At 33.2% G+C, this 21,075-nt stretch carries 36 protein-coding genes and 1 rRNA gene; all 37 read left to right on the forward strand.

Annotated features, from left to right (window positions below; translation table 11 throughout):
• The gene (gene argH / locus CS899_RS09345; RefSeq protein WP_100065931.1) at positions 1 to 1,383 is read left to right on the forward strand and encodes an argininosuccinate lyase; all 1,383 of its coding nucleotides are present in this window, start codon (positions 1 to 3) and stop codon (positions 1,381 to 1,383) included.
• Between the two features lie 134 nt (positions 1,384 to 1,517).
• Positions 1,518 to 2,489 carry a helix-turn-helix transcriptional regulator gene (locus CS899_RS09350; protein ID WP_100065932.1) on the forward strand — a complete coding sequence of 324 codons (972 nt, stop codon included), beginning with the start codon at positions 1,518 to 1,520 and terminating at the stop codon, positions 2,487 to 2,489.
• Positions 2,490 to 2,740: 251 nt separating this feature from the next.
• On the forward strand, positions 2,741 to 3,220 hold the full coding sequence (locus tag CS899_RS09355) for an MGMT family protein (RefSeq protein WP_100065933.1): 480 nt from the start codon (positions 2,741 to 2,743) through the stop codon (positions 3,218 to 3,220).
• 230 nt (positions 3,221 to 3,450) lie between these two features.
• A complete protein-coding gene (locus CS899_RS09360; protein ID WP_100065934.1) occupies positions 3,451 to 4,134 on the forward strand; it encodes a YoaK family protein in 684 nt (227 codons plus the stop codon).
• A 313-nt stretch (positions 4,135 to 4,447) separates the two neighbouring features.
• Positions 4,448 to 4,756 carry a 30S ribosomal protein S10 gene (gene rpsJ, locus CS899_RS09365; RefSeq protein ID WP_100065935.1) on the forward strand — a complete coding sequence of 103 codons (309 nt, stop codon included), beginning with the start codon at positions 4,448 to 4,450 and terminating at the stop codon, positions 4,754 to 4,756.
• 52 nt (positions 4,757 to 4,808) lie between these two features.
• On the forward strand, positions 4,809 to 5,438 hold the full coding sequence (gene rplC / locus CS899_RS09370) for a 50S ribosomal protein L3 (RefSeq protein WP_100065936.1): 630 nt from the start codon (positions 4,809 to 4,811) through the stop codon (positions 5,436 to 5,438).
• A gap of 25 nt (positions 5,439 to 5,463) precedes the next feature.
• Complete coding sequence (gene rplD, locus CS899_RS09375) at positions 5,464 to 6,087, forward strand: 50S ribosomal protein L4 (RefSeq protein WP_100065937.1); 624 nt, start codon at positions 5,464 to 5,466, stop codon at positions 6,085 to 6,087.
• Positions 6,087 to 6,383: a 50S ribosomal protein L23 gene (gene rplW / locus CS899_RS09380; RefSeq protein ID WP_100065938.1), complete on the forward strand. Its 297-nt coding sequence runs from the start codon at positions 6,087 to 6,089 to the stop codon at positions 6,381 to 6,383. The genes rplD and rplW overlap by 1 nt, the downstream gene beginning before the upstream one ends.
• Positions 6,384 to 6,400: 17 nt before the next feature.
• Positions 6,401 to 7,231, forward strand: a complete 831-nt coding sequence (rplB, locus tag CS899_RS09385) for a 50S ribosomal protein L2 (protein ID WP_100065939.1) — start codon at positions 6,401 to 6,403, stop codon at positions 7,229 to 7,231.
• A gap of 18 nt (positions 7,232 to 7,249) precedes the next feature.
• Positions 7,250 to 7,534, forward strand: coding sequence for a 30S ribosomal protein S19 (rpsS, locus tag CS899_RS09390; protein WP_100065940.1), 285 nt, complete (start codon positions 7,250 to 7,252; stop codon positions 7,532 to 7,534).
• A gap of 17 nt (positions 7,535 to 7,551) precedes the next feature.
• Positions 7,552 to 7,887 (forward strand): 50S ribosomal protein L22, encoded by a 336-nt coding sequence (gene rplV / locus CS899_RS09395; protein WP_100065941.1) that lies wholly within the window; start codon positions 7,552 to 7,554, stop codon positions 7,885 to 7,887.
• A gap of 15 nt (positions 7,888 to 7,902) precedes the next feature.
• On the forward strand, positions 7,903 to 8,655 hold the full coding sequence (gene rpsC / locus CS899_RS09400) for a 30S ribosomal protein S3 (RefSeq protein ID WP_100065942.1): 753 nt from the start codon (positions 7,903 to 7,905) through the stop codon (positions 8,653 to 8,655).
• A gap of 24 nt (positions 8,656 to 8,679) precedes the next feature.
• Entirely contained in the window at positions 8,680 to 9,120 is a 441-nt protein-coding gene (gene rplP / locus CS899_RS09405; protein ID WP_100065943.1) for a 50S ribosomal protein L16, read from the forward strand.
• On the forward strand, positions 9,110 to 9,316 hold the full coding sequence (gene rpmC, locus CS899_RS09410) for a 50S ribosomal protein L29 (protein ID WP_100065944.1): 207 nt from the start codon (positions 9,110 to 9,112) through the stop codon (positions 9,314 to 9,316). The genes rplP and rpmC overlap by 11 nt, the downstream gene beginning before the upstream one ends.
• 6 nt (positions 9,317 to 9,322) lie before the next feature.
• Entirely contained in the window at positions 9,323 to 9,577 is a 255-nt protein-coding gene (rpsQ, locus tag CS899_RS09415) for a 30S ribosomal protein S17 (protein ID WP_100065945.1), read from the forward strand.
• A gap of 26 nt (positions 9,578 to 9,603) precedes the next feature.
• Positions 9,604 to 9,972: a 50S ribosomal protein L14 gene (gene rplN / locus CS899_RS09420; RefSeq protein WP_100065946.1), complete on the forward strand. Its 369-nt coding sequence runs from the start codon at positions 9,604 to 9,606 to the stop codon at positions 9,970 to 9,972.
• Between the two features lie 17 nt (positions 9,973 to 9,989).
• The gene (gene rplX, locus CS899_RS09425; protein ID WP_100065947.1) at positions 9,990 to 10,298 is read left to right on the forward strand and encodes a 50S ribosomal protein L24; all 309 of its coding nucleotides are present in this window, start codon (positions 9,990 to 9,992) and stop codon (positions 10,296 to 10,298) included.
• 18 nt (positions 10,299 to 10,316) lie between these two features.
• Positions 10,317 to 10,859, forward strand: a complete 543-nt coding sequence (gene rplE / locus CS899_RS09430) for a 50S ribosomal protein L5 (RefSeq protein ID WP_100065948.1) — start codon at positions 10,317 to 10,319, stop codon at positions 10,857 to 10,859.
• A gap of 18 nt (positions 10,860 to 10,877) precedes the next feature.
• Positions 10,878 to 11,063 (forward strand): type Z 30S ribosomal protein S14, encoded by a 186-nt coding sequence (locus CS899_RS09435; RefSeq protein ID WP_100065949.1) that lies wholly within the window; start codon positions 10,878 to 10,880, stop codon positions 11,061 to 11,063.
• A gap of 23 nt (positions 11,064 to 11,086) precedes the next feature.
• A complete protein-coding gene (gene rpsH / locus CS899_RS09440; RefSeq protein WP_100065950.1) occupies positions 11,087 to 11,482 on the forward strand; it encodes a 30S ribosomal protein S8 in 396 nt (131 codons plus the stop codon).
• Between the two features lie 27 nt (positions 11,483 to 11,509).
• The gene (rplF, locus tag CS899_RS09445) at positions 11,510 to 12,049 is read left to right on the forward strand and encodes a 50S ribosomal protein L6 (protein WP_100065951.1); all 540 of its coding nucleotides are present in this window, start codon (positions 11,510 to 11,512) and stop codon (positions 12,047 to 12,049) included.
• 13 nt (positions 12,050 to 12,062) lie between these two features.
• On the forward strand, positions 12,063 to 12,431 hold the full coding sequence (rplR, locus tag CS899_RS09450; protein ID WP_100065952.1) for a 50S ribosomal protein L18: 369 nt from the start codon (positions 12,063 to 12,065) through the stop codon (positions 12,429 to 12,431).
• A 17-nt stretch (positions 12,432 to 12,448) separates the two neighbouring features.
• On the forward strand, positions 12,449 to 12,955 hold the full coding sequence (gene rpsE / locus CS899_RS09455) for a 30S ribosomal protein S5 (RefSeq protein ID WP_100065953.1): 507 nt from the start codon (positions 12,449 to 12,451) through the stop codon (positions 12,953 to 12,955).
• 13 nt (positions 12,956 to 12,968) lie between these two features.
• Positions 12,969 to 13,154: a 50S ribosomal protein L30 gene (rpmD, locus tag CS899_RS09460; protein WP_100065954.1), complete on the forward strand. Its 186-nt coding sequence runs from the start codon at positions 12,969 to 12,971 to the stop codon at positions 13,152 to 13,154.
• A 10-nt stretch (positions 13,155 to 13,164) separates the two neighbouring features.
• Positions 13,165 to 13,614 carry a 50S ribosomal protein L15 gene (gene rplO / locus CS899_RS09465; protein ID WP_100065955.1) on the forward strand — a complete coding sequence of 150 codons (450 nt, stop codon included), beginning with the start codon at positions 13,165 to 13,167 and terminating at the stop codon, positions 13,612 to 13,614.
• Complete coding sequence (secY, locus tag CS899_RS09470; protein WP_100065956.1) at positions 13,615 to 14,892, forward strand: preprotein translocase subunit SecY; 1,278 nt, start codon at positions 13,615 to 13,617, stop codon at positions 14,890 to 14,892.
• A gap of 10 nt (positions 14,893 to 14,902) precedes the next feature.
• Positions 14,903 to 15,553 (forward strand): adenylate kinase, encoded by a 651-nt coding sequence (locus tag CS899_RS09475; RefSeq protein ID WP_100065957.1) that lies wholly within the window; start codon positions 14,903 to 14,905, stop codon positions 15,551 to 15,553.
• Between the two features lie 19 nt (positions 15,554 to 15,572).
• Positions 15,573 to 15,842 (forward strand): KOW domain-containing RNA-binding protein, encoded by a 270-nt coding sequence (locus CS899_RS09480; protein ID WP_100065958.1) that lies wholly within the window; start codon positions 15,573 to 15,575, stop codon positions 15,840 to 15,842.
• Between the two features lie 3 nt (positions 15,843 to 15,845).
• Complete coding sequence (gene infA, locus CS899_RS09485; protein ID WP_100065959.1) at positions 15,846 to 16,064, forward strand: translation initiation factor IF-1; 219 nt, start codon at positions 15,846 to 15,848, stop codon at positions 16,062 to 16,064.
• A 12-nt stretch (positions 16,065 to 16,076) separates the two neighbouring features.
• Positions 16,077 to 16,190, forward strand: a complete 114-nt coding sequence (gene rpmJ, locus CS899_RS09490) for a 50S ribosomal protein L36 (RefSeq protein ID WP_100065960.1) — start codon at positions 16,077 to 16,079, stop codon at positions 16,188 to 16,190.
• Positions 16,191 to 16,217: 27 nt separating this feature from the next.
• Positions 16,218 to 16,580 carry a 30S ribosomal protein S13 gene (rpsM, locus tag CS899_RS09495; RefSeq protein WP_100065961.1) on the forward strand — a complete coding sequence of 121 codons (363 nt, stop codon included), beginning with the start codon at positions 16,218 to 16,220 and terminating at the stop codon, positions 16,578 to 16,580.
• A gap of 16 nt (positions 16,581 to 16,596) precedes the next feature.
• Positions 16,597 to 16,989: a 30S ribosomal protein S11 gene (gene rpsK, locus CS899_RS09500; RefSeq protein WP_100065962.1), complete on the forward strand. Its 393-nt coding sequence runs from the start codon at positions 16,597 to 16,599 to the stop codon at positions 16,987 to 16,989.
• A 104-nt stretch (positions 16,990 to 17,093) separates the two neighbouring features.
• Complete coding sequence (locus CS899_RS09505; protein ID WP_100065963.1) at positions 17,094 to 18,032, forward strand: DNA-directed RNA polymerase subunit alpha; 939 nt, start codon at positions 17,094 to 17,096, stop codon at positions 18,030 to 18,032.
• 12 nt (positions 18,033 to 18,044) lie between these two features.
• Positions 18,045 to 18,389, forward strand: a complete 345-nt coding sequence (gene rplQ / locus CS899_RS09510) for a 50S ribosomal protein L17 (protein ID WP_100065964.1) — start codon at positions 18,045 to 18,047, stop codon at positions 18,387 to 18,389.
• Between the two features lie 127 nt (positions 18,390 to 18,516).
• A complete protein-coding gene (gene rpsD, locus CS899_RS09515; RefSeq protein WP_100065965.1) occupies positions 18,517 to 19,116 on the forward strand; it encodes a 30S ribosomal protein S4 in 600 nt (199 codons plus the stop codon).
• A 104-nt stretch (positions 19,117 to 19,220) separates the two neighbouring features.
• Complete coding sequence (locus CS899_RS09520; RefSeq protein ID WP_100065966.1) at positions 19,221 to 20,549, forward strand: L,D-transpeptidase family protein; 1,329 nt, start codon at positions 19,221 to 19,223, stop codon at positions 20,547 to 20,549.
• 296 nt (positions 20,550 to 20,845) lie between these two features.
• Positions 20,846 to 21,075, forward strand: a 16S ribosomal RNA gene (locus tag CS899_RS09525); the annotation flags it as partial.

Below are 21,075 nucleotides of genomic sequence, written 5' to 3' on the forward strand. Positions count from 1 at the left end.
ATGAAAATGTGGAGTGGCCGTTTCAAAAAGGAACTGGACAGTTTAGCAAATGATTTTAATTCTTCTATTTCGGTAGATTATAAAATGTACCAAGAAGACATTAAAGGTTCAATTGCCCATGCTACTATGCTTAATGAAATTGGCATTGTTAAAGAAGAAGATTTTAATAAAATAAAAAATGGTTTGGAAGCTATTTTAAAAGATTTAGATAGTGGAGAGCTTGAGTTTAACCCGACTTCAGAAGACATTCACATGTTTATAGAGGAAGAACTTACAAACAGAGTTGGAGAAGCGGGAAAGAGACTTCATACAGCAAGGTCTAGAAATGATCAGGTTGCTGTAGACATTAGAATGTATTTAAGAAATAGAATTACAGATTTAATAGGTGATACTAAAAAACTTATTGACACATTAATTACTCTTTCTGAAGAGAATCTAAATACAGTAATGCCTGGATATACTCACTTACAAGTTGCTCAGCCTGTAACTTTTGCTCACCATGTTATGGCTTATGTTCAAATGCTTGTCAGAGATATTACTAGATTTAAAGATTGCTACAAGAGAATGAATGAAAACCCACTAGGAAGTGGAGCTTTAGCTACGACGACTTATCCAATTGACAGGTTTAGAACTACTGAACTTTTAGGCTTTGACATTCCAACGAGAAATAGTTTAGACTCTGTTTCTGACAGAGATTTTGTAGCAGAACTTAACTTTGACATTTCTATGGTTATGTTACATTTGTCTAGATTTTCTGAAGAAATTATTCTTTGGGCTAGTCAAGAATTTAAGTATATAGAGTTAGACGACAGTTACTCTACAGGTTCATCTATTATGCCTCAAAAGAAAAACCCTGACATGGCAGAACTTGTAAGGGGTAAAAGCTCTAGGGTTTTTGGTAATTTAATGGCTACTTTAAATATGATTAAAGCTTTACCACTTGCTTATAACAAGGACTTACAAGAAGATAAAGAAAATATTTTTGATAGTATAGAAACTTTGGAAATTTGCCTTTTAGTATTTGAAGGTATGATGAGAACTTTAAAAGTTAACTCAAACAATATGAGAGAAAAGGCTAAGAAAGGCTTTATTAACGCTACTGACTTAGCAGACTATCTTGTTAAAAAGGGAATGGCTTTTAGAGATGCTTATAAAATAACTGGACAACTTGTTGGCTATTGTGTAGATGAAAGCAAGTCTTTAGAAGATTTATCTATGGAAGAACTTAAAAAATACTCTGAAGTTTTTGAAGAAGATGTTTATGAGTTTATAGATTTAGACTTTATTTTGGCACAAAGAAAAGTTTATGGCGGTCCTAGTCCAGAGGCTGTTAAAGTGCAAATAAAAGATACAAAAGAATATATTGAAAAATTAGGTTTATAAATTTAAGATGTTGAGGAGAATTGAATATTCAATTCTCCTTTTTTGTAGTAATCTTTAAGAAAGCAAGTAATATCAAGTATTGTGTTTTTTATTTTTATACAATGTAGTTAGCTAGTTGAAGCGAGGTGTATTTAATGTACGAATGGCAAAAGCAGATTCAAACAATTGTAGATGAAATAGACAAGTGTATTAAAAATTACAACAGTGAAGATTTGACACTTAAATCTCTTTCTAACAGTTTGGGATATTCAGAATTTTATATGACAAGGAAATTCAAAGAAATAGCTGGGATACAATTTAGAGACTATTTAAGATATAGAAAGCTTGGGTTTGCATTAAAAGAGATTAGGGATACCGACAGAAATATTGTAAATATTGCTTTTGATTATGGGTTTTCATCGCATGAGGCTTTTACAAGAGCTTTTAAAAAGGCGTACGGCATTACTCCAACAGAGTATAGAAAAAATCCTAAGCCAGTTGTTCTTCGTACTAAAATTTCCCCGTTTGACCGCTATTTTTTAGGATTAGGAGAGATAGGTATGATAAAAAGCACAGAAGATATTAAAACTTATTTTATAACAATTCCCGCCCATAAGTTTTTGCACATTAAAAATTATGAAAGTAATGGGTATTGGGATTTTTGGGAAAAACAAAGTGTGATTGAAGGACAAGATTGTGATACTATTTGTGGGTTGTTAGATAGTATAAAAGGTAAACTTGACGATGACGAAGGAAGTGAGTCAGATGCAAGTAGTGGTCAGGTTATGGCATATATAAACGATTCAAAAGGCAGGCTTTGTGATTGGGGGTTTTTACGAACTGAATGTTATGGAGTGCGTTTGCCAATAGATTATAATGGAGAAATACCGCCACAAATGCAAATGATAGACATACCTGAAGGAGAATATATTGTTTTTGAACATGGTCGTTTTGATTATGAACAAGAACATCGCAGTTTAGAGGAAAAGATAGAAAAAGCGATGTCGGAATTTAGTTTTGAAGATACTGGATATTCTTATGATAAAGAAGAAGGCAGGATTATGTATTTTCATTTTGATCCTGAAAGGTATTGGAAATACATTAGACCTGTAAAAAGAGTTGAATAAAACAGCATTTTATGTATAAAGGGAGAGAATTGAATTTTTGATTCTCATCTTTTTTATATTGTTGTAACTTAAAGCAATTCTAAGAATATGTCTTTAACTATATTTAATTACTCTATTAAAAATGAATTGTGTTTATAGGTTAAATTTAAAAGATTATAGAAAAAATAATTATTATTAAGTATAAAAAACAAAACAGTCTCATTGTAATTATAGATATAATATATTATCGTAATTATAAAGGAGGTAGTAAAATGGCTAAGGAAGACAAGAAAGATTTTAATAAAATGCTTAATGATAGTAAGGATATGCCTAAAATTACGGTTATAACGGATGAAAAATCTATTGAAAAATATGGTGGTTCAAAGATGTATTTTGCTCCTCCAATAGATTACGATACTGTAATGAGATTAATACCTTTTGGAAAGTTAATTACTATAGGTAAAATACGTGAGTATTTTGCAAAATTAAATAATGCAGATTTTACCGAACCAATTACAGCGGGAATTTTTGTGTCGATAGCGGCATGGGCTAGTTATCAAAGAGAAGATGATAAAACTCCTTATTGGAGAACTTTGAAAGCAAACGGGGAATTAAACCCTAAGTATCCTGGTGGTATAGAGTCTCAAAGGAGCAAGTTGGAAGAGGAAGGACACACTATAATACAAAAGGGTAGAAAAAACTTAAGGTATTATGTTGAGGATTATGAAGAAAAACTTTTCGATTTAGTTTAATGTGGTTATGTAAGTAAAAATGGTGTAAGGGTATATTTGCACCATTTTTTATTTGGGAAATTTTCAAAGATTTTATTCTACTAACAAGAGTTGAATAAGATGGGTTAAAGGTGTTTTAGGCATAAAATAACAATTTGGATTGTAATATTAAAAATGTTTGTAAAAGTCTTCGTATAATTGTGTAGTTGATATATAATAGATACTAACTTTATTTATGCGGAGGTTTTTTATTGAGAAAAAAGTTTTTTAATAATACTATTGTTTTTATTCTTTTGTTAACGTTTACTGCAGGTTATGCTAATATTCTTTCTATTTATACAGTTGGTACGCCTTCTACTCACATGACGGGTAGTCTTACAAATATTTCTTATTCTTTATTTGAATTGGACATGAAAAGGTCTTTGTTGTTGTTTTCTTTTATATTATTGTTTTTATTAGGGGGAGCTATTTCAGGATATATTTTTTCTAACAGACAGTTTGGTAGGGGGAAAAGTTATGGGGTTTTGCTAATTATTGTAGGGATAATTCTTGCGATAGTTGAAACTACTATAGCTAATAGATATATTGTTACGGCGATAGTAGTTATACTCAGCGGAACTCAAAATGGTTTGAATATAACTTATAATGAGATTACTATTCGCACTACTCATATGACAGGGTATTTGTCGGATATAGGTAGGCTTGTTGGGTTGAAACTTGGCGGAAAGAAAATAGAGGAGGGTAAATTAGCGTATTTAATTTTAGCTGTTTTTATGTATTTTTTAGGTGGTGTTGTTGCTATATTTCTGTCTTTACCCAATCATGGTCACAATTTTTATGAAATTTCTATCCTTTATATAGTAGCAGGTATTTTCTATTTGAATTTTATATATAATAAGGAAGTAAGTGAGGAGATAAAGAAATACAGTAAATAATTTGTATGCTTATTTTATAAATTTTTTATTGTTTTAATATTTTTGGATTTATTTGTTAGGAATTGCAAAAAAAACTTGCAATTCCTAATTTATTTGTATATAATGAATGAGTGCCTAAAAGGGAAAAAGCGTTGAAACGGGAGGTTGCTGAGTTTTTCAGGGAATTTTCGTGGAGTATGTCTGATGTGATTCGGGCGGAAAAGATTACTTATTGACTGAAAAGTCAATTTAAATAAGGGCACGATACACCCGGAACGGTGTATGGGAGATAAGTAGTCATACGCTTCCTTTAAAAATATGAGGAGGTGCCAATATGGCAAAACAAAAAATAAGAATTAGACTTAGAGCTTATGATCATGAGATAATCGATCAATCTGCTCAAAAAATCGTGGAAGCTACAAAAAGAACAGGAGCTGATGTTTCTGGTCCAATTCCACTACCAACAGAAAAGGAAATCATTACAATCTTAAGAGCTGTTCATAAGTATAAAGACAGTAGAGAGCAGTTCGAACAAAGAACTCATAAAAGACTTATTGATATCTTAAATCCTAACAAGAACACACTAGAAGCGTTAAAGAAATTAAATTTACCTGCTGGTGTAGATATCGAAATTAAGTTGTAAATCTTAGAACGATTGTAAATCAATCCGCTGTAAGTAATTAGGAGGTGTGCTCATGAAGAGTATATTAGGAAAGAAAATCGGGATGACTCAAATTTTCTTAGAAGATGGAGAGTTAATTCCTGTAACAGTTATCGAGGCTGGCCCTATGATTGTTACTCAAGTAAAGTCAGTTGATACTGATGGATATAATGCTATTCAAGTTGGTTATGTTGATGCTAAAGAGAAAAAAGTTAACCAACCAATGAAAGGTCATTTTGACAAAGCTGGTACTGGATACAAAAAGTATCTTAGAGAGTTTTCTGTTAATAATGGCGAAAGTTTTGAAGTTGGAACAGAAATAAAAGTTGATATTTTCCAAGAAAATGACAAGATTGATGTTTATGGTACTTCAAAGGGTAAAGGAACTCAAGGTTCTATCGTTAGACACAACTACAGTAGAGGTCCTGAATCTCACGGTTCTAAATCTCACAGAGTTGCTGGTGCTAGATCTGCTGGTGCTTATCCAGGTCGTGTTTTCAAAGGTAGAAAAGGTAGTGGTAAGACTGGTAATGAAAGAGTTACTATTCAAAACTTAACTATCGTTAGAGTGGATGCTGACAAGAATCTTATTTTAGTTAAAGGCGCTGTTCCTGGACCTAAAGGTGGATTAGTTACTATAAAAGAATCAGTTAAAACAAAGTAGTTATTTTTAGGAAGGAGGAATAGATATGCCTAATGTTACATTATATAACCAACTAGGAGAGTCTGTTGGTGAAATAGAGTTAAATGAAGCTATATTTGGCGTAGAAATAAATGAGCATGTTGTATATGAAGTAGTTAAAAATCAACTTGCTAATAAAAGACAAGGTACTCAATCTGCTAAGACAAGAGCTGAAGTTAGAGGCGGAGGTAGAAAACCTTGGAGACAAAAAGGAACTGGACGTGCTCGTCAAGGAAGTACAAGAAGTCCACAATGGGCTGGTGGTGGAGTTGTTTTTGCACCGAAACCAAGAGATTACAGTTACAATGTTCCTAAGAAAATTAGAAGAAATGCTTTAAAATCAGTTTTAACTTCTAAGGTAAATGATGAGGAAATCATTGTTTTAGATAAGTTGAACTTTGATAATATAAGTACAAAAACTGCAAAAAAAGTTTTAGAAGATATTAAAGCTGCTAAAAAAGCTTTAATCGTTGTTGAAAATAAAGACGAAGCTGTTTATAAATCTTTTAGAAATTTAGTTGGAGTTGAGGTTGCAGAAGCTGACAATATTAATGTTTATGATATTTTAAGACATGATTCATTTGTTGTTACACAAGATGCAGTTAAGAAGATTGAGGAGGTGTTCGCATAATGACATCACCACACGATATAATTATTAAGCCTATTATTACTGAGGATTCTATGGGAAGAATGGACGAAGGTGTTTATACTTTCAAGGTTGCTAAAAATGCAACTAAGTCTGAGGTTAAGAAGGCTGTTGAAGTAGTTTTCGGCGAAGGTGTTAAAGTTGCTAAGGTTAACACTATGAATGTTAGAGGAAAAATGAAAAGAGTCGGAGCGAATGTAGGAAAAACACCTGATTGGAAAAAAGCAATAGTTACATTAGCGAAAGATTCTAAGGCTATTGAATTCTTTGAAGGTTTATAAGATAGGGGGTATATAACATGGCTATAAGAAAATACAAACCAACCTCTGCCGGAGTACGTGGTATGAGCGTACTAAGCTTTGAAGAAATCACAAAGAAAGCACCTGAAAAATCTTTAACTGTTAGTTTAAGTAAGTCAGGTGGTAGAAATTCACATGGTAGAATTACTATTCGTCATAGAGGCGGCGGAGCTAAGAGAAGATACAGAATAATAGATTTTAAAAGAGATAAAGATGGTATTCCAGCTACTGTAGCTGCTATTGAGTACGATCCAAACAGAACTGCTAATATTGCACTTTTAAATTATGCAGATGGAGAAAAAAGATATATTTTAGCTCCTAATGGATTGAAAGTTGGATACAAGATTGAGTCTGGTGAAAATGCTGATATTATGATTGGTAATGCTTTAAAATTAAAGGATATTCCTGTTGGTACTATCGTTCATAATATTGAATTAAAACCTGGAAAAGGTGGTCAATTAGCTAGAACTGCTGGTGCAGAAGCTCAATTGATGGCTAAAGAAGGAAGATATGCTCAGTTAAAATTACCTTCTGGTGAGTTTAGATTAGTTTTACAAGAGTGTCGTGCTACTGTTGGACAAGTTGGTAACTTAAGTAATGAACTTGTTACTGTTGGTAAGGCAGGTCGTTCAAGACATATGGGTAAGAGACCTCACGTTAGAGGTTCTGCGATGAACCCTGTTGATCATCCACACGGTGGTGGGGAAGGTAGAACTCCTGTAGGTCGTCCAGCTCCGTCTACTCCTTGGGGTAAACCAGCTTTAGGTTTAAAAACTAGAAAGAAAAATAAAAAATCCGATATGTATATCGTAAGAAGAAGAACTAAGTAGTAAAAGGAGGCGTTATTAATGGGCAGATCGTTAAAAAAAGGACCATTTTGTGATGATCATCTTATGAAAAAGGTTGAAGCATTAAATGAATCTGGAGATAAAAAAGTTATAAAGACTTGGTCTCGTCGTTCTACAATATTTCCACAATTCGTTGGACATACTATAGCAGTACACGATGGTAGAAAGCATTTACCAATTTATATAACTGATGATATGGTAGGACATAAATTAGGTGAATTTGTGTCTACTAGAACTTACAGAGGACATGCTGGCAAAAACGAAAAAGGCAGCAAAGTTAGATAATTAAAGGAGGTACAATCATGGAAGCGAAAGCTATTGCAAAATATGAAAGAATTTCACCTCTAAAAGTTAACTTCATCTGTAAGGAAATTAGAGGGAAAAAAGTTGATGAAGCACTTGCAATCCTACAATTCACTCCTAAAAGAGGAGCTAAGGTTTTAGAAAAGGTATTGAAATCAGCAGTTGCCAATGCAGAACACAACTTCAATTTAGATAGAGATTTATTATACGTTTCAGAAGCGTATGCTAATGATGCTCCTGTTATGAAAAGATGGAGACCAAAAGCTAAGGGAATGGCTTACCCAATATTAAAAAGATCAAGCCACATTGGCGTTGTTGTTAAAGAAAGAGATTAAGGAGGGCGAGCGAGAATGGGTCAAAAAGTAAATCCTCATGGATTAAGAGTTGGTGTTATTAAAGACTGGAGCTCTAAATGGTTTGCTAATAAAAAAGATTTTGGCGATTTAATAGTAGAGGATCACAAGATTCGTGAATTAGTTAAAAAAGAAGTTTATCTTTCTGGTGTTTCCGCTATTGAAATTGAAAGAGCTTCAAATAAAATTAAAGTTACTATCAACACTGCAAAGCCTGGAATGGTTATTGGTAGACAAGGTTCTGGTGTTGAGGTTTTAAGAAATAAAATTGAAAAAGCTACAGGTAAAAAAGTTATTGTTAATGTTGAAGAAATCAAAAGACCTGACTTAAGTGCTCAATTGGTAGCTGAGAATATTGCAGCTTCTCTTGAAAGAAGAATTTCTTTTAGAAGAGCTATGAAACAAGCTATTCAAAGAAGTATGAGAGCGGGAGCTAAGGGTATCAAAACTGCTGTTTCTGGTAGACTTGGTGGTGCTGACATGGCAAGAACTGAAGGCTATAGCGAAGGAACTATTCCTCTACAAACTCTTAGAGCTGATATTGATTATGGTTTTGCTGAAGCTGATACTACTTATGGAAAACTTGGTGTTAAGGTTTGGTTATACAAAGGTCAAGTTCTTCCTGGTATGAAAGAAGCTGAGTTACCAGAAATCAAAGGCAAGAGAAGAGACAACAGAAAAAACAAAAGAGATAATAGAAAAAATTACACTAAGAAAAACAATCAACAATCTGGTGCTAAAGGAAATTAATACACTAGGAGGGAGGAATAATCTATGTTAATGCCTAAAAGAGTTAAGTATCGTAAGGTTCATAGAGGCAGAATGACAGGTAAAGCTCACAGAGGTAATACTATTACTTATGGTGATTATGCTTTACAAGCGTTAGAACCTTGCTGGATGACTTCAAATCAAATAGAAGCCGCAAGACGTGCGATGACAAGATATATAAAAAGAGGCGGTAATATCTGGATCAAAGTGTTCCCAGATAAGCCAGTGACAGAAAAACCAGCTGAAGTACGTATGGGTTCCGGTAAAGGATCTCCAGAGTATTGGGTAGCTGTGGTTAAGCCAGGTAGAATTTTGTTTGAGATGTCAGGAGTACCTGAGGAGGTAGCTAGAGAAGCAATGAGACTAGCAGCTCACAAACTTCCTATCAAGACAAAGTTCATTACTCGTGATAATACAGATAAGGATGGTGAAGCTAATGAAAACTAAAGAAATTCGCCAAATGTCAGATGTTGACTTACAAAGTTCGTTAAAAGATTTAAAAGTTGAGTTATTCAACTTGCGTTTTCAATTGGCTACAGGGCAATTAGAGAACCCTATGAGAATTAGTGGTGTTAAAAAAGATATAGCCCGCATTAAGACAATCGTAAGAGAACGTGAACTTAATATTGGGAAGGAGGCATAGTCCATTATGGAAAGAAATAATAGAAAAACCATAACTGGCACAGTTGTGTCTGATAAAATGGATAAGACAATTGTTATTGCTGTTAATACTTTTGTTACTCATCCTTTGTATAAAAAGCAAATTAAAAAGACTACTAAATTTAAAGCTCATGACGAAAACAACGAGTGCAAAATTGGTGATAAAGTTGTAGTAATGGAAACAAGACCTCTTTCAAGAGAAAAAAGATGGAGACTTGTTGAAATCCTCGAAAGAGCAAAGTAATTCTTATACTAGAAAGGAGAACCTAAATGATTCAAACAGAAAGTCGTTTAAGAGTCGCAGATAATTCAGGAGCTAAAGAACTACTAGTAATAAGAGTTTTAGGAGGTACTAATAAAAAGTACGCTAAAATCGGGGACATAGTAGTTTGTACAGTTAAAAGCGCTACGCCTGGTGGGGTTGTTAAGAAGGGCGAGATTGTAAAAGCTGTTATAGTTAGAACTAAAAAGGGTGTTAGAAGACCGGATGGTAGCTACATTAAGTTTGATGATAATGCGGCTGTTATTATAAAAGATGATAAAAACCCAGTGGGTACAAGAATTTTCGGTACGGTTACTAGAGAATTAAGAGCTGGAAGCTTTATGAAAATTATTTCATTGGCACCTGAAGTATTATAGTTGGAGGTGTATAGATAATGAAAATTAAAAGTGGAGATACAGTTATTGTTATAGCTGGTAAAGATAAAGGGAAGACAGGTAAAGTTCTTCAAACAATGCCTAAGAAAAACTTAGTTGTTGTTGAAGGAGTTAATGTTCAAACTAAACATGAAAAGCCAAGAGGACCTGAAAGCCCAGGTGGTATTCAAAAGGCAGAAGGACCTATTGATGCTTCTAATGTTATGTACTATGATTCTAAAGCTGGAAAAGGCTCAAGAATTGGTTACAAAGTTGAAAATGGTACTAAGGTTAGAGTTAGCAAAGCTAGCGGACAAGAGATTAAATAGTTAAGAGGGGGTATTTGAGTGACTTCCAGATTATTAGAAAAATACAATAAAGAAGTTATTCCTGCATTAACAGAAAGCTTTGGTTATAAAAATGTTATGGAAGTGCCTAAGTTAAATAAAGTAGTACTTAACATAGGACTTGGTTCTTCTAAAGACAATCCAAAGGCTGTTGAAAGTGCGGTTAAAGAAATAAAAACAATTACAGGACAAAGTCCAGTTGTTACTAAAGCAAAGAAATCTATTGCAAACTTCAAGTTAAGAGAAGGTATGAATGTTGGCGTTAAGGTTACTCTTAGAGGCCAAAAAATGTATGATTTCTTTGACAAACTAGTAAGTATTTCATTACCACGTGTTAGAGACTTTAGAGGCGTTTCAGCTTCTTCATTCGACGGTAGAGGAAATTATTCACTAGGTATTAAAGAACAATTAATTTTCCCTGAAATTGAGTACGATATGGTAGATCAAATCAGAGGAATGGATATTGTTATAGTTACTACAGCTAAGACAGACGAAGAATCGAAAAGATTTTTAGAACTAATGGGTATGCCATTCAAAAAGTAATCTTAAGGAGGAGTATTAGTGGCAAAAAAATCAATGATTGCAAAACAACAAAGACCTGCAAAATTTAGTACACAGGCTTACAATAGATGTAAAATTTGCGGTAGACCTCATGCTTACCTAAGAAAATACGGTATTTGCCGTATATGCTTTAGAGAATTGGCTTATAGAGGCGAAATCCCAGGCGTTAAAAAGGCAAGCTGGTAAAATTTTGAGAGGAGGAAGCTTTTATGATGACTGATCCTATAGCAGATATGCTAACAAGAATAAGAAATGCTAACAATGCAAAGCATAAATCAGTAGAAATCCCTGCATCAAGAGTTAAAAAAGACGTTGCACAAATATTACTTGATGAAGGTTTTATAAATGGATTCAATGTTACAGAAGATGATAAACAAGGAACTATAACTTTGGATTTAAAATATGGTCCTAAAGAAGAAAAGGTAATTTCAGGAATTAAGAGAATTTCAAAACCAGGACTTAGAGTTTATGTTAGATCTAACGAGTTACCTAAGGTACTAGGAGGACTTGGTATAGCAATAATCTCTACATCTAAAGGTGTAGTAACTGACAAAGTTGCTAGAAAAGAAGGTATAGGTGGAGAGGTTATTTGTTACGTTTGGTAACAGATAATAATTAATTAGGAGGTAACCATGTCAAGAATTGGATTAAAGCCAATAGAGATCCCTGCTGGTGTTGAAGTTAAGGTTGACAATGCAAATGTTGTTACTGTTAAAGGTCCTAAGGGAGAATTAACTCAACAAGTAGATAAGGGTATGACTATAAATATTGAAGACAATACAGTTACTGTTGTTCGTCCTTCTGAAAGCAAAAGAGATAGATCTTTACATGGACTTACTAGAACTTTAGTAGGAAACATGGTTGAAGGTGTAACTTCAGGTTATAAAAAGACTTTAGTTATAGAAGGTACTGGTTATAGAGCAGCTAAGGCTGGAAAAAAATTAACTTTAAACTTAGGTTATTCTCATCCAATTGAGGTTGAGGATCCACAAGGTATTGAGGTTGAGGTTCCAGATGCTCATACAATAGTAATTACTGGTATAGATAAACAAAAAGTTGGAAATTTTGCAGCTAATATAAGAGATTATAGAAAGCCTGAACCATATAAAGGTAAGGGTGTTCGTTATATCGATGAACATATTAGACGTAAAGTTGGTAAGACAGGTAAGTAGAAAGGAGTAAGATATGTTAAAGCAAATTAATAGAGAAGCAAATAGAAAAGCAAGACATGCTAGAGTTAGAAAAAAACTTTCTGGTACTCCTGAGAAACCAAGATTAAATATATACAAAAGCAACACTAATATATATGCACAAATTATAGATGATGTGGCTGGCAAAACTTTAGTATCTGCTTCGACTTTAGATAAAGATGTTAAAGAGGGCTTAGAAAATACTTCTAATAAGGACGCTGCTAAAAAAGTTGGCGAAGCTATTGGCAAGAAAGCTGTTGAAAGTGGAATTGAAGAAGTTGTTTTTGATAGAGCTGGATACCAATATCATGGAAAAGTTAAAGAGCTAGCAGAAGCTGCTAGAAATGCTGGACTGAAATTTTAGTGCAAGGAGGTAAAGTATTGGAACTTTTAACAAAAGAGATAGAAGGTTTAGAATTAGAAGAAAGAGTAGTTGCAATCAACCGTGTTACAAAAGTCGTAAAGGGTGGTAGAAACTTCAGATTCAGTGCTATTGTAGTAGTTGGAGACAAGAACGGTCTTGTTGGTATTGGTTCAGGTAAAGCTCAAGAGGTTCCTGAAGCTATTAGAAAAGGCGTTCAAGATGCTAAAAAACACATGATTAGAGTTCCGTTAGTAGGTACAACTATTCCTCATGAAATTATAGGAGTTTTCGGTGCAGGTAAAGTATTTTTAAAACCAGCTTACGAAGGTACTGGAGTTATCGCTGGTGGACCTGTTCGTGATGTATGTGAACTTGCGGGCATTAAGGATATACGTTCAAAATCTCTTGGTACTTCTAATCCAAGAAATATTGTTAACGCTACAATTGAAGGACTTAAAAATCTTAAAAAAGCAGAAGATGTTGCTAAATTAAGAGGAAAGTCTGTTCAAGAAATTATAGGGTAAGGAGGCTTAACTTATGGGTAAGCTTAAAATAACTCTTAAAAAGAGCAGAATCGGTAGAATTGAAAAACATAGAAAAACAGTAGATGCACTTGGCCTTAAAAAAACTGGTGATACAGTTGTTAAGGAAGATAACCCTGCTATTAGAGGTATGATAAACCAAGTTGCGTTTATGTTAGACGTAGAAGAAATAGCAGAGTAGGAGGTGTATCATGAAATTACACGACTTAAAACCAGCCGAAGGTGGCGGAGTTAAGAGTAGAAAAAGAGTTGGTAGAGGTTATGGATCAGGTTTAGGTAAAACTTCTGGACGTGGTCAAGACGGACAAAACTCAAGATCTGGCGGTGGAGTTAGACCTGGATTTGAGGGTGGTCAAATGCCTTTATTCCAAAGACTTCCTAAGAGAGGTTTTACTAATAACTTTTCTAAAGTATATGCTGAAGTAAATGTTGAAACTTTAAATAGATTTGAAGATGGTACAGTTGTAACTCCAGAACTTCTTATTGAAACAGGAGTTATCAAAAAAGCTAAGGCTATTGATGGAGTTAAAATTCTAGGCAATGGTGAATTAGAGAAAAACTTAACTGTTCAAGCTCAAAAATTCACTAAGAGTGCTGGGGAGAAAATTGCCAATGCTGGAGGAAGGGCTGAGGTGATCTAAATGTTCCAAACTTTGAAGAATGCTTGGAAGGTTACAGAAGTTAGGAACAAACTTATTTTTACGTTTTTGATGTTAGTTGTATATAGACTTGGCAATGTTATTCCAGTTCCGTTTATGAATACTAAAGCAGTAGAAGCGGTAATGTCTGGTAATGAAGCAGGACTTTTACAAATGTTAAATTCGTTTTCAGGTGGAAGTTTGTCAGGTATGACTATTTTTGCCCTTGGTATTTATCCTTATATTACTGCTTCAATTATTATGCAACTTATCACTATTGCTTTTCCTAGTTTAGGTGAGAGTTTAAAAGATGGTGAAGAAGGAAAGCGTAAAATGGGTATGTATACTAAAATTGTTGGTGTGCTTTTAGCATTTGTTCAAGCTTATGCTATGGTTAATGTTTTATTTAAAAGTGCAGTTGCAACAGGAGATACATTCTCTAAAGTAGTAATGTTTTTAACTTTAATTGCTGGAACAATGTTCTTGGTTTGGCTAGGAGAGCTAATTACTGAAAAAGGAGTAGGTAATGGTATTTCTATTATAATATTCTTTGGTATTATTTCAGGTGTACCTAATGCACTTAAGTCTATGACTCAGTCTTATGAGGTTGGTGCTGCTAGCTGGTGGGGATTTGCTATATTAGCGTTAGTTTCTTTAGCAATACTTGCTATTGTTATTGAAATTAACCAAGGTGAGAGAAAAGTACCAGTTCAATATGCTAAAAGAGTTGTAGGTAGAAAGATGTACGGTGGTCAGTCCACTCATATTCCTATTAAGGTAAATATGTCTGGTGTTATGCCAGTAATATTCTCATCTGCTATTATGCAGTTACCACAGACTATAGTTTCACTTTTTGGGGTTGATGCTCCAAAATGGTTACAGAACCTTATGTCTGTACAAACTACTAGTGGTTTGATTATTTACTGTATTGTTCAGTTGTTTTTAATCATTGTATTTGCTTATTTTTACAGTGCTATTCAGTTTAATACTGTAGAGTACGCTAAAAATTTACAACAGTACGGTGGATTTATTCCTGGTATTAGACCTGGAAAACCTACTGGAGAGTATTTACAAAGAATTTCTGGTAAGTTAACTTTAATAGGTGCTTTGATTTTGGCTATTATAGCCACTGCTCCAATACTTATAAACCACTTTACAGGTATTCAAATGCTTTTTGCAGGAACTTCTTTGATTATCGTTGTAGGGGTAGTATTAGAGACTATTAAGCAAATAGAATCAATGTTGACAATGAGACATTATAAGGGTTTTTTAAATAAATAGGGAGTTTTAAATGAGATTAGTACTATTAGGACCTCCAGGAGCAGGAAAGGGAACTCAAGCATCTAATATTATTAAAGAATATGATGTTGTTCATATTTCTACTGGAGATATTTTTAGAAAGAACATTAAAGAGCAAACTGATTTAGGAAAAAAAGTTAAGGATTATCTTGATAAAGGTCTTCTTGTTCCAGATGAACTTACTGTTGATTTGGTTTGGGATAGATTAGATCAAGAGGATTGTAAAAATGGATTTTTATTGGATGGTTTTCCAAGAACTTTAGCTCAAGCTGATGCTTTACAAAAAGGTCTTGAAAAGAGAAACATCAATTTAGATAAAGTTATAAATATAGAAGTTGACAAGAACGTTTTAGTTAAACGTCTTGCTGGTAGAAGGGTATGTACTAACTGTGGAGCTACTTATCATGTAGACTTTAAACCTACTAAGGTTGAAGGTGTATGTGATGAATGTAAAGATCACTCAGTAATTCAAAGAGACGATGATAAGGAAGAAACAGTACTTAACAGAATAGAAGTTTATGAAAATCAAACAGCACCCTTAATTGGTTACTATAAAGATTTAGATCTACTATACAATGTTGACGGTACACTTTCTGTAAACGAAGTTTTCGAGAAGATAAAGAGTTGTCTAAACAACATGTAGTTTTTCCAGGGAGAAAATTATGGACCAATACAAACAGTTAGTAATAGGTCAAGTGGTAAGATCCATAAAAGGTCGAGACAAAGGACGCATTCAATTGGTATTAGACCTTTTGGATGAATCCCATGTATTGGTAGTTGATGGAAAAAAACGCAAGCTTAAAAATCCAAAGAAGAAAAAAATTAAGCATTTACAAAAATCTAACACTGTATTAGAATTGGATAGTTGTATTAATGATTGTAAAATCAGAAAGATGCTTAAGGCTTTTGAAGAAAAAGAGGAGGTTCATTAACTAATGTCCAAGAAGGATATAATAGAAGTAGAAGGTATTGTTACGGATGCCTTACCTAATACGATATTTAAGGTTCGACTAGATAATGGTCATGAAATAACAGCCCACATTTCTGGCAAGTTAAGAATGCATTACATTAGGATTCTTCCAGGAGATAAGGTTATTGTTGAATTATCACCTTATGACCTAACTAAAGGAAGAATAACTTGGAGAAACAAGTAGTAGGAGGTTAACATGAAGGTAAGATCATCAGTTAAAAAAATATGTGAAAAATGCAAAATCATTAAGAGAAAAGGTAAAATAATGGTTATTTGCGAAAATCCTAAACATAAACAAAAACAAGGTTAAAATAATTATTAGGAGGTACAATTAAGAGTGGCTAGAATTGCTGGGGTAGATTTACCTAAAGATAAAAGAATCGAAATTGGTCTAACTGCTATTTACGGTGTAGGTAGACAACGTTCAAATGAAATCTTAAAAGCTGTAGGAGTAAATCCTGACACTAGAGTTAGAGATTTAACTGAAACAGAACTTGCAGCTATAAGAACAGAGTTAGATAATTACGCAATTGAAGGTGACCTTCGTAGAGAAGTTGCCATGAATATAAAAAGATTAAAAGAGATTAATTGTTATAGAGGTATTAGACACAAAAGAGGTCTTCCTGTTAGAGGTCAAAATACTAAAAATAATGCAAGAACTCGTAAGGGTCCTAAAAAATTAGCTCAAAAGAACAAGTAGATAGGAGGCGAATTAATTGGCAAAGAAACAACAAACTCGTGTAAGAAGAAGAGAAAGAAAGAATATTGAAAAAGGCCAAGCTCATATTGTGTCTTCATTTAACAATACAATGGTTAGTTTAACTGATTTACAAGGAAATTTAATTTCTTGGGCATCAGCTGGTCAATTGGGTTTTCGTGGCTCAAGAAAGTCTACTCCTTTTGCAGCACAAGAAGCAGCACAAGAAGCAGCTAAAAAAGCTATGGAGCATGGTTTAAAAGTAGTTGAAGTATATGTTAAAGGACCTGGTTCTGGTCGTGAAGCTGCGATTAGATCTTTACAAGCTTCAGGTTTAGAGATTAGTTTAATTAAAGACGTAACTCCTATTCCTCACAATGGTTGTAGACCACCTAAGAGAAGAAGAGTTTAATTATATTATTTAAAATTTGAAAACTAATTGAGGTGTTTGAGGAGATTCCTTAACACATTTACCCTCAAGTAAATAGTAGACTTAAATTAGGAGGGTTATTGTCTATGACAGAAAACTTAAATACTAAGATAGAAATTACAGACATCAATGAAGAAAAAAATTATGGTAAATTTACCATTGCTCCTTTAGAAAGAGGTTTTGGGACTACTTTGGGAAACAGTTTGAGAAGAGTATTGTTATCATCACTTCCTGGTTCTGCTGTATCCAAAATTCAAATTGAAGATGTATTACATGAATTTTCAACTGTTAAAGGTGTAATGGAAGATGTTTCAGAAATGATCCTTAATATTAAGGGTATTGCTATTAAGAATTTTTCAGACGAGCCTGTTACTCTTGACTTGGAATTAAAGGGACCTCATACTTTTACTGCAAAAGATATAGAGGTGGATTCTAGTATAGAGGTAGCAAATCCTGACCATTATATAGCGACTTTAAATGAAGATGCTCATATTAAAATGGTTTTAAGGGTTGAGAATGGTAAAGGATATAGAATTTCAGAATTAAATAAATCTGAAGATGACGCTATTGGCGTAATCGCTATAGATTCTTCTTTTACACCTGTTGTAAAGGTTAATTTTGAAGCTATTGAGCAAGTTTCCAACAAGGAAAAACTTGAGCTTGAAGTATGGACTAATGGTACTATTACTTCTCAAGAAGCTATATCTGAAGGTGCTGATATTCTTAGAGATTATTTAGAATTATTTACTGAATTACCAAATTACGACTATGTTGATGAAGAAGAGGAAACTGATGATTCCGTTGACAAGGATGAATTGTACAATATTAGTATAGAAGAGCTAGACCTATCTTTGAGAAGTTTCAACTGTTTGAAAAGAGCAGGTATTGATACTGTTGGAGATATTATCTCTAAAACTACTGATGAAATGTGCAAGATTAAAAACTTTGGAAAAAAATCATTAGAAGAAGTTGAAAATAAGGTTCATGATATGGGACTTTTATTTGCAGACGAAGAAGAATCTTAAAGGAGGGATATAGTGTCTAACTTAAGAAAACTTGGAAGAAGAACTGACCATAGAAATAGTCTTCTTAGAAATCAAGTTCAATCTTTATTCGAAAATGGAAGAATTGAAACTACAGTTACAAGAGCTAAAGAAACTAGAAGAGTAGCAGAAAAGATGATAACTCTTGGAAAAAAAGGCGACTTACATTCTAGAAGACAAGCATTGGCTTATATATATAAAGATGAAGTAGCACATAAACTATTTGAAGAAATAGCACCAAAATATGCAGATAGAAATGGTGGATATACTAGAATATTAAAAATGGGTCCACGTCAAGGTGACAGCGCTGAAATGTGTATTCTAGAATTAATAGACTAAATAAAACCAGGGGTTAAGAATTCTTAATCCCTTTTTGCGATATTACTTGACAAAGTATTATTAAATGAATAAAATATTATTGGCTTAAAATTATCCGCGGCAAATAATTTTAAGGGAGATTTTTAAAATGGCAAAAATGATGGGACCTAGATTCAAAGAAGCTAGAAGACTAGGATTAAATGTTTCAGGACATCCTAAAGCTGAAAAAAGAATGGGTAAAGGCTTAGGAAGAGAAGATAAAAAACTTACTGAATATGGTAGACAATTATTAGAAAAACAAAGACTAAGAGCTTATTATGGAGTAATGGAAAAACAATTTAGAATTTACTTCAAAAAAGCTTATAATGCATCTGAATCAACAGGGGATGCTTTAGTTAAAATGTTAGAAACTAGATTAGACAACTTAGTTTATAGAGCTGGTATTGCTTCTTCTATAAGACAAGCTAGACAAATGGTAGTTCATGGACATGTACTTGTTAATGGTAAAAAGGTAAGCATTCCTTCATACCAAGTATCTGTAGGTGATGAAATAGAATTAAGAGAAAAATCTAGAAAAAATGAAATGTTTAAGGACAACTTTGAAGCAAACTTCAGTTATTCTTTACCATACATTACTAAAATGGATGGATTTAAAGCTAAACTTGACAGAATGCCTGAAAGAGAAGAAGTACCTATTGAAATAACAGATTCATACATTGTTGAGTTCTACTCAAGATCAGTAAAATAAACTACTTCATTGAAGTAGTTTTTTTATTGTCAAAAAATATGGGTATTATATATGTTGTGTGATATAATATAGAACTAATAGAGAAGAAAGATAAGGGGGATAAATTGAAGAAGAAAGCAAGTATAATAATAATTTCTATAGTAGCTGTTATATATTTGATTGGAGTGGCAATTTTTAGTTTTTATACTTTTCCAAGAACAGAAGTAAATAATTCTAACAGAGGTTTTACAAGTAAATCTAAAATTTTAAATTCAGATTATAGCGATTATTCTTTAGATATAATGGGGAAAGATGATAAGAAAGACACTATATATGCAAAAGACATAGAATATAAAGTGTCTATTCCAGAAAATACCAAGATTAAACAAAACGCTTTTTTGTGGCCTATAGAGATATTTAGAAATCATAAACATAATATAGAGTATAATCCATCATGGGATGACAATGCACTTAATACAATAATAGAAAACTCTAAATTAAATAAAGAGGCTAAAGAACCAGTAGATGCTAAAATAGAAAGAGTTAACGATAAATTTGAAATAACTCCAGAAGTAGAAGGAAATAAGATAGATGTAGCTTTGGTTAAAGAATCTGTGGTAAAGGCTTTTTCAGAGAATAAAGAAGAACTAGTTTTAAAAGATGAATATTTAAAGCCTAAGGTATTAGCGGATACTCCTGAAATGAAAGAAAGACTTGAATTAATGAACTCTTTATTTAATGTTGCAATAACTTTTGATTTTGATTATACAAAAGAAGATCTTCAAGGAGAGGCTTTGATAGCTTTGTATGACCAAGAAAATGGAGATTATAAATTAAATAAAGACAAGGTAACGGCTTATGTAAAGCAATTGGCATCAAAGTATGATACTTTTGGAAAGGAACATCAATTTAATGCAACTGGACTTGGAGAAATAACAGTGCCAGGTGGAATTTATGGGTGGCAGACAGATGTTCAAAAAACAACAGATTTATTATTAAAGCAAATAGAAACTAAGGAAAGTGGAACTATAAAACCAGAATATAAATTGAAAGGTTTAACCAGAGTAGAAAAGGGTGTAGGAGATACTTATGTTGAAATAGATTTAACTAGACAGCACATGTGGTTTTATAAAGAAGGAAAACTTGTTGTGGAGACTGACATAATTTCTGGAAGACCGGGAGATAGAGAAACTCCAACAGGAACCTTTAAAGTTTGGTCAAGAGAGACAAATAGAAGATTAAACGGAGAAAATTATAGTAGTCCAGTTAACTTTTGGTTACCAATTAACTGGGGAGGTATAGGACTGCATGATGCGAGCTGGCAGTCAAACTTTGGAGGAGAAATATACAAATCTAGAGGAAGTCATGGTTGTATAAACACTCCATACGATAATGTAAAGAAAATCTATGATGAAGTAAAAATAGATACACCTGTACTTGTATACAAATCCTAAAAAAGATAAAAAAAGAAGAAAAAAGATATTGACAAGAGAATAAAAAGTTGATAATATAAAAGGGCACTTAAGAAAGTGCCTTTTTAATTGCTTAAAACAAGTAGATAAAAAGGTACAAAAAAAGTTGACAAAAAACTTTAGAGTATGCTATACTTAAAAAGTTGTCACGGAGAGTGCAACGAAAGAACCTAGACAAAAGAAAAGTGTAAAAAACTTTGAGAAAAAAGTACAACCAAACAATAATTTTCGGTGTAAAGAAAATAAAGAAGTCAGCAGTTAAGAGCTGATCAAACATTTTAATTGAGAGTTTGATCCTGGCTCAGGACGAACGCTGGCGGCGTGCTTAACACATGCAAGTCGAACGAGAATCTATTAAGCCAATATTTCGGTAGAAGCATAATAGAGGAAAGTGGCGAACGGGTGAGTAACGCGTGAGCAACCTGCCTTACACAAAGGGATAGCCTCGGGAAACCGGGATTAATACCATATGAGACCCCATTATCGAATGATAGAGAGGTTAAAGATT

The organism is Miniphocaeibacter massiliensis, assembly GCF_900232905.1.
Classification (GTDB): domain Bacteria; phylum Bacillota; class Clostridia; order Tissierellales; family Peptoniphilaceae; genus Miniphocaeibacter; species Miniphocaeibacter massiliensis.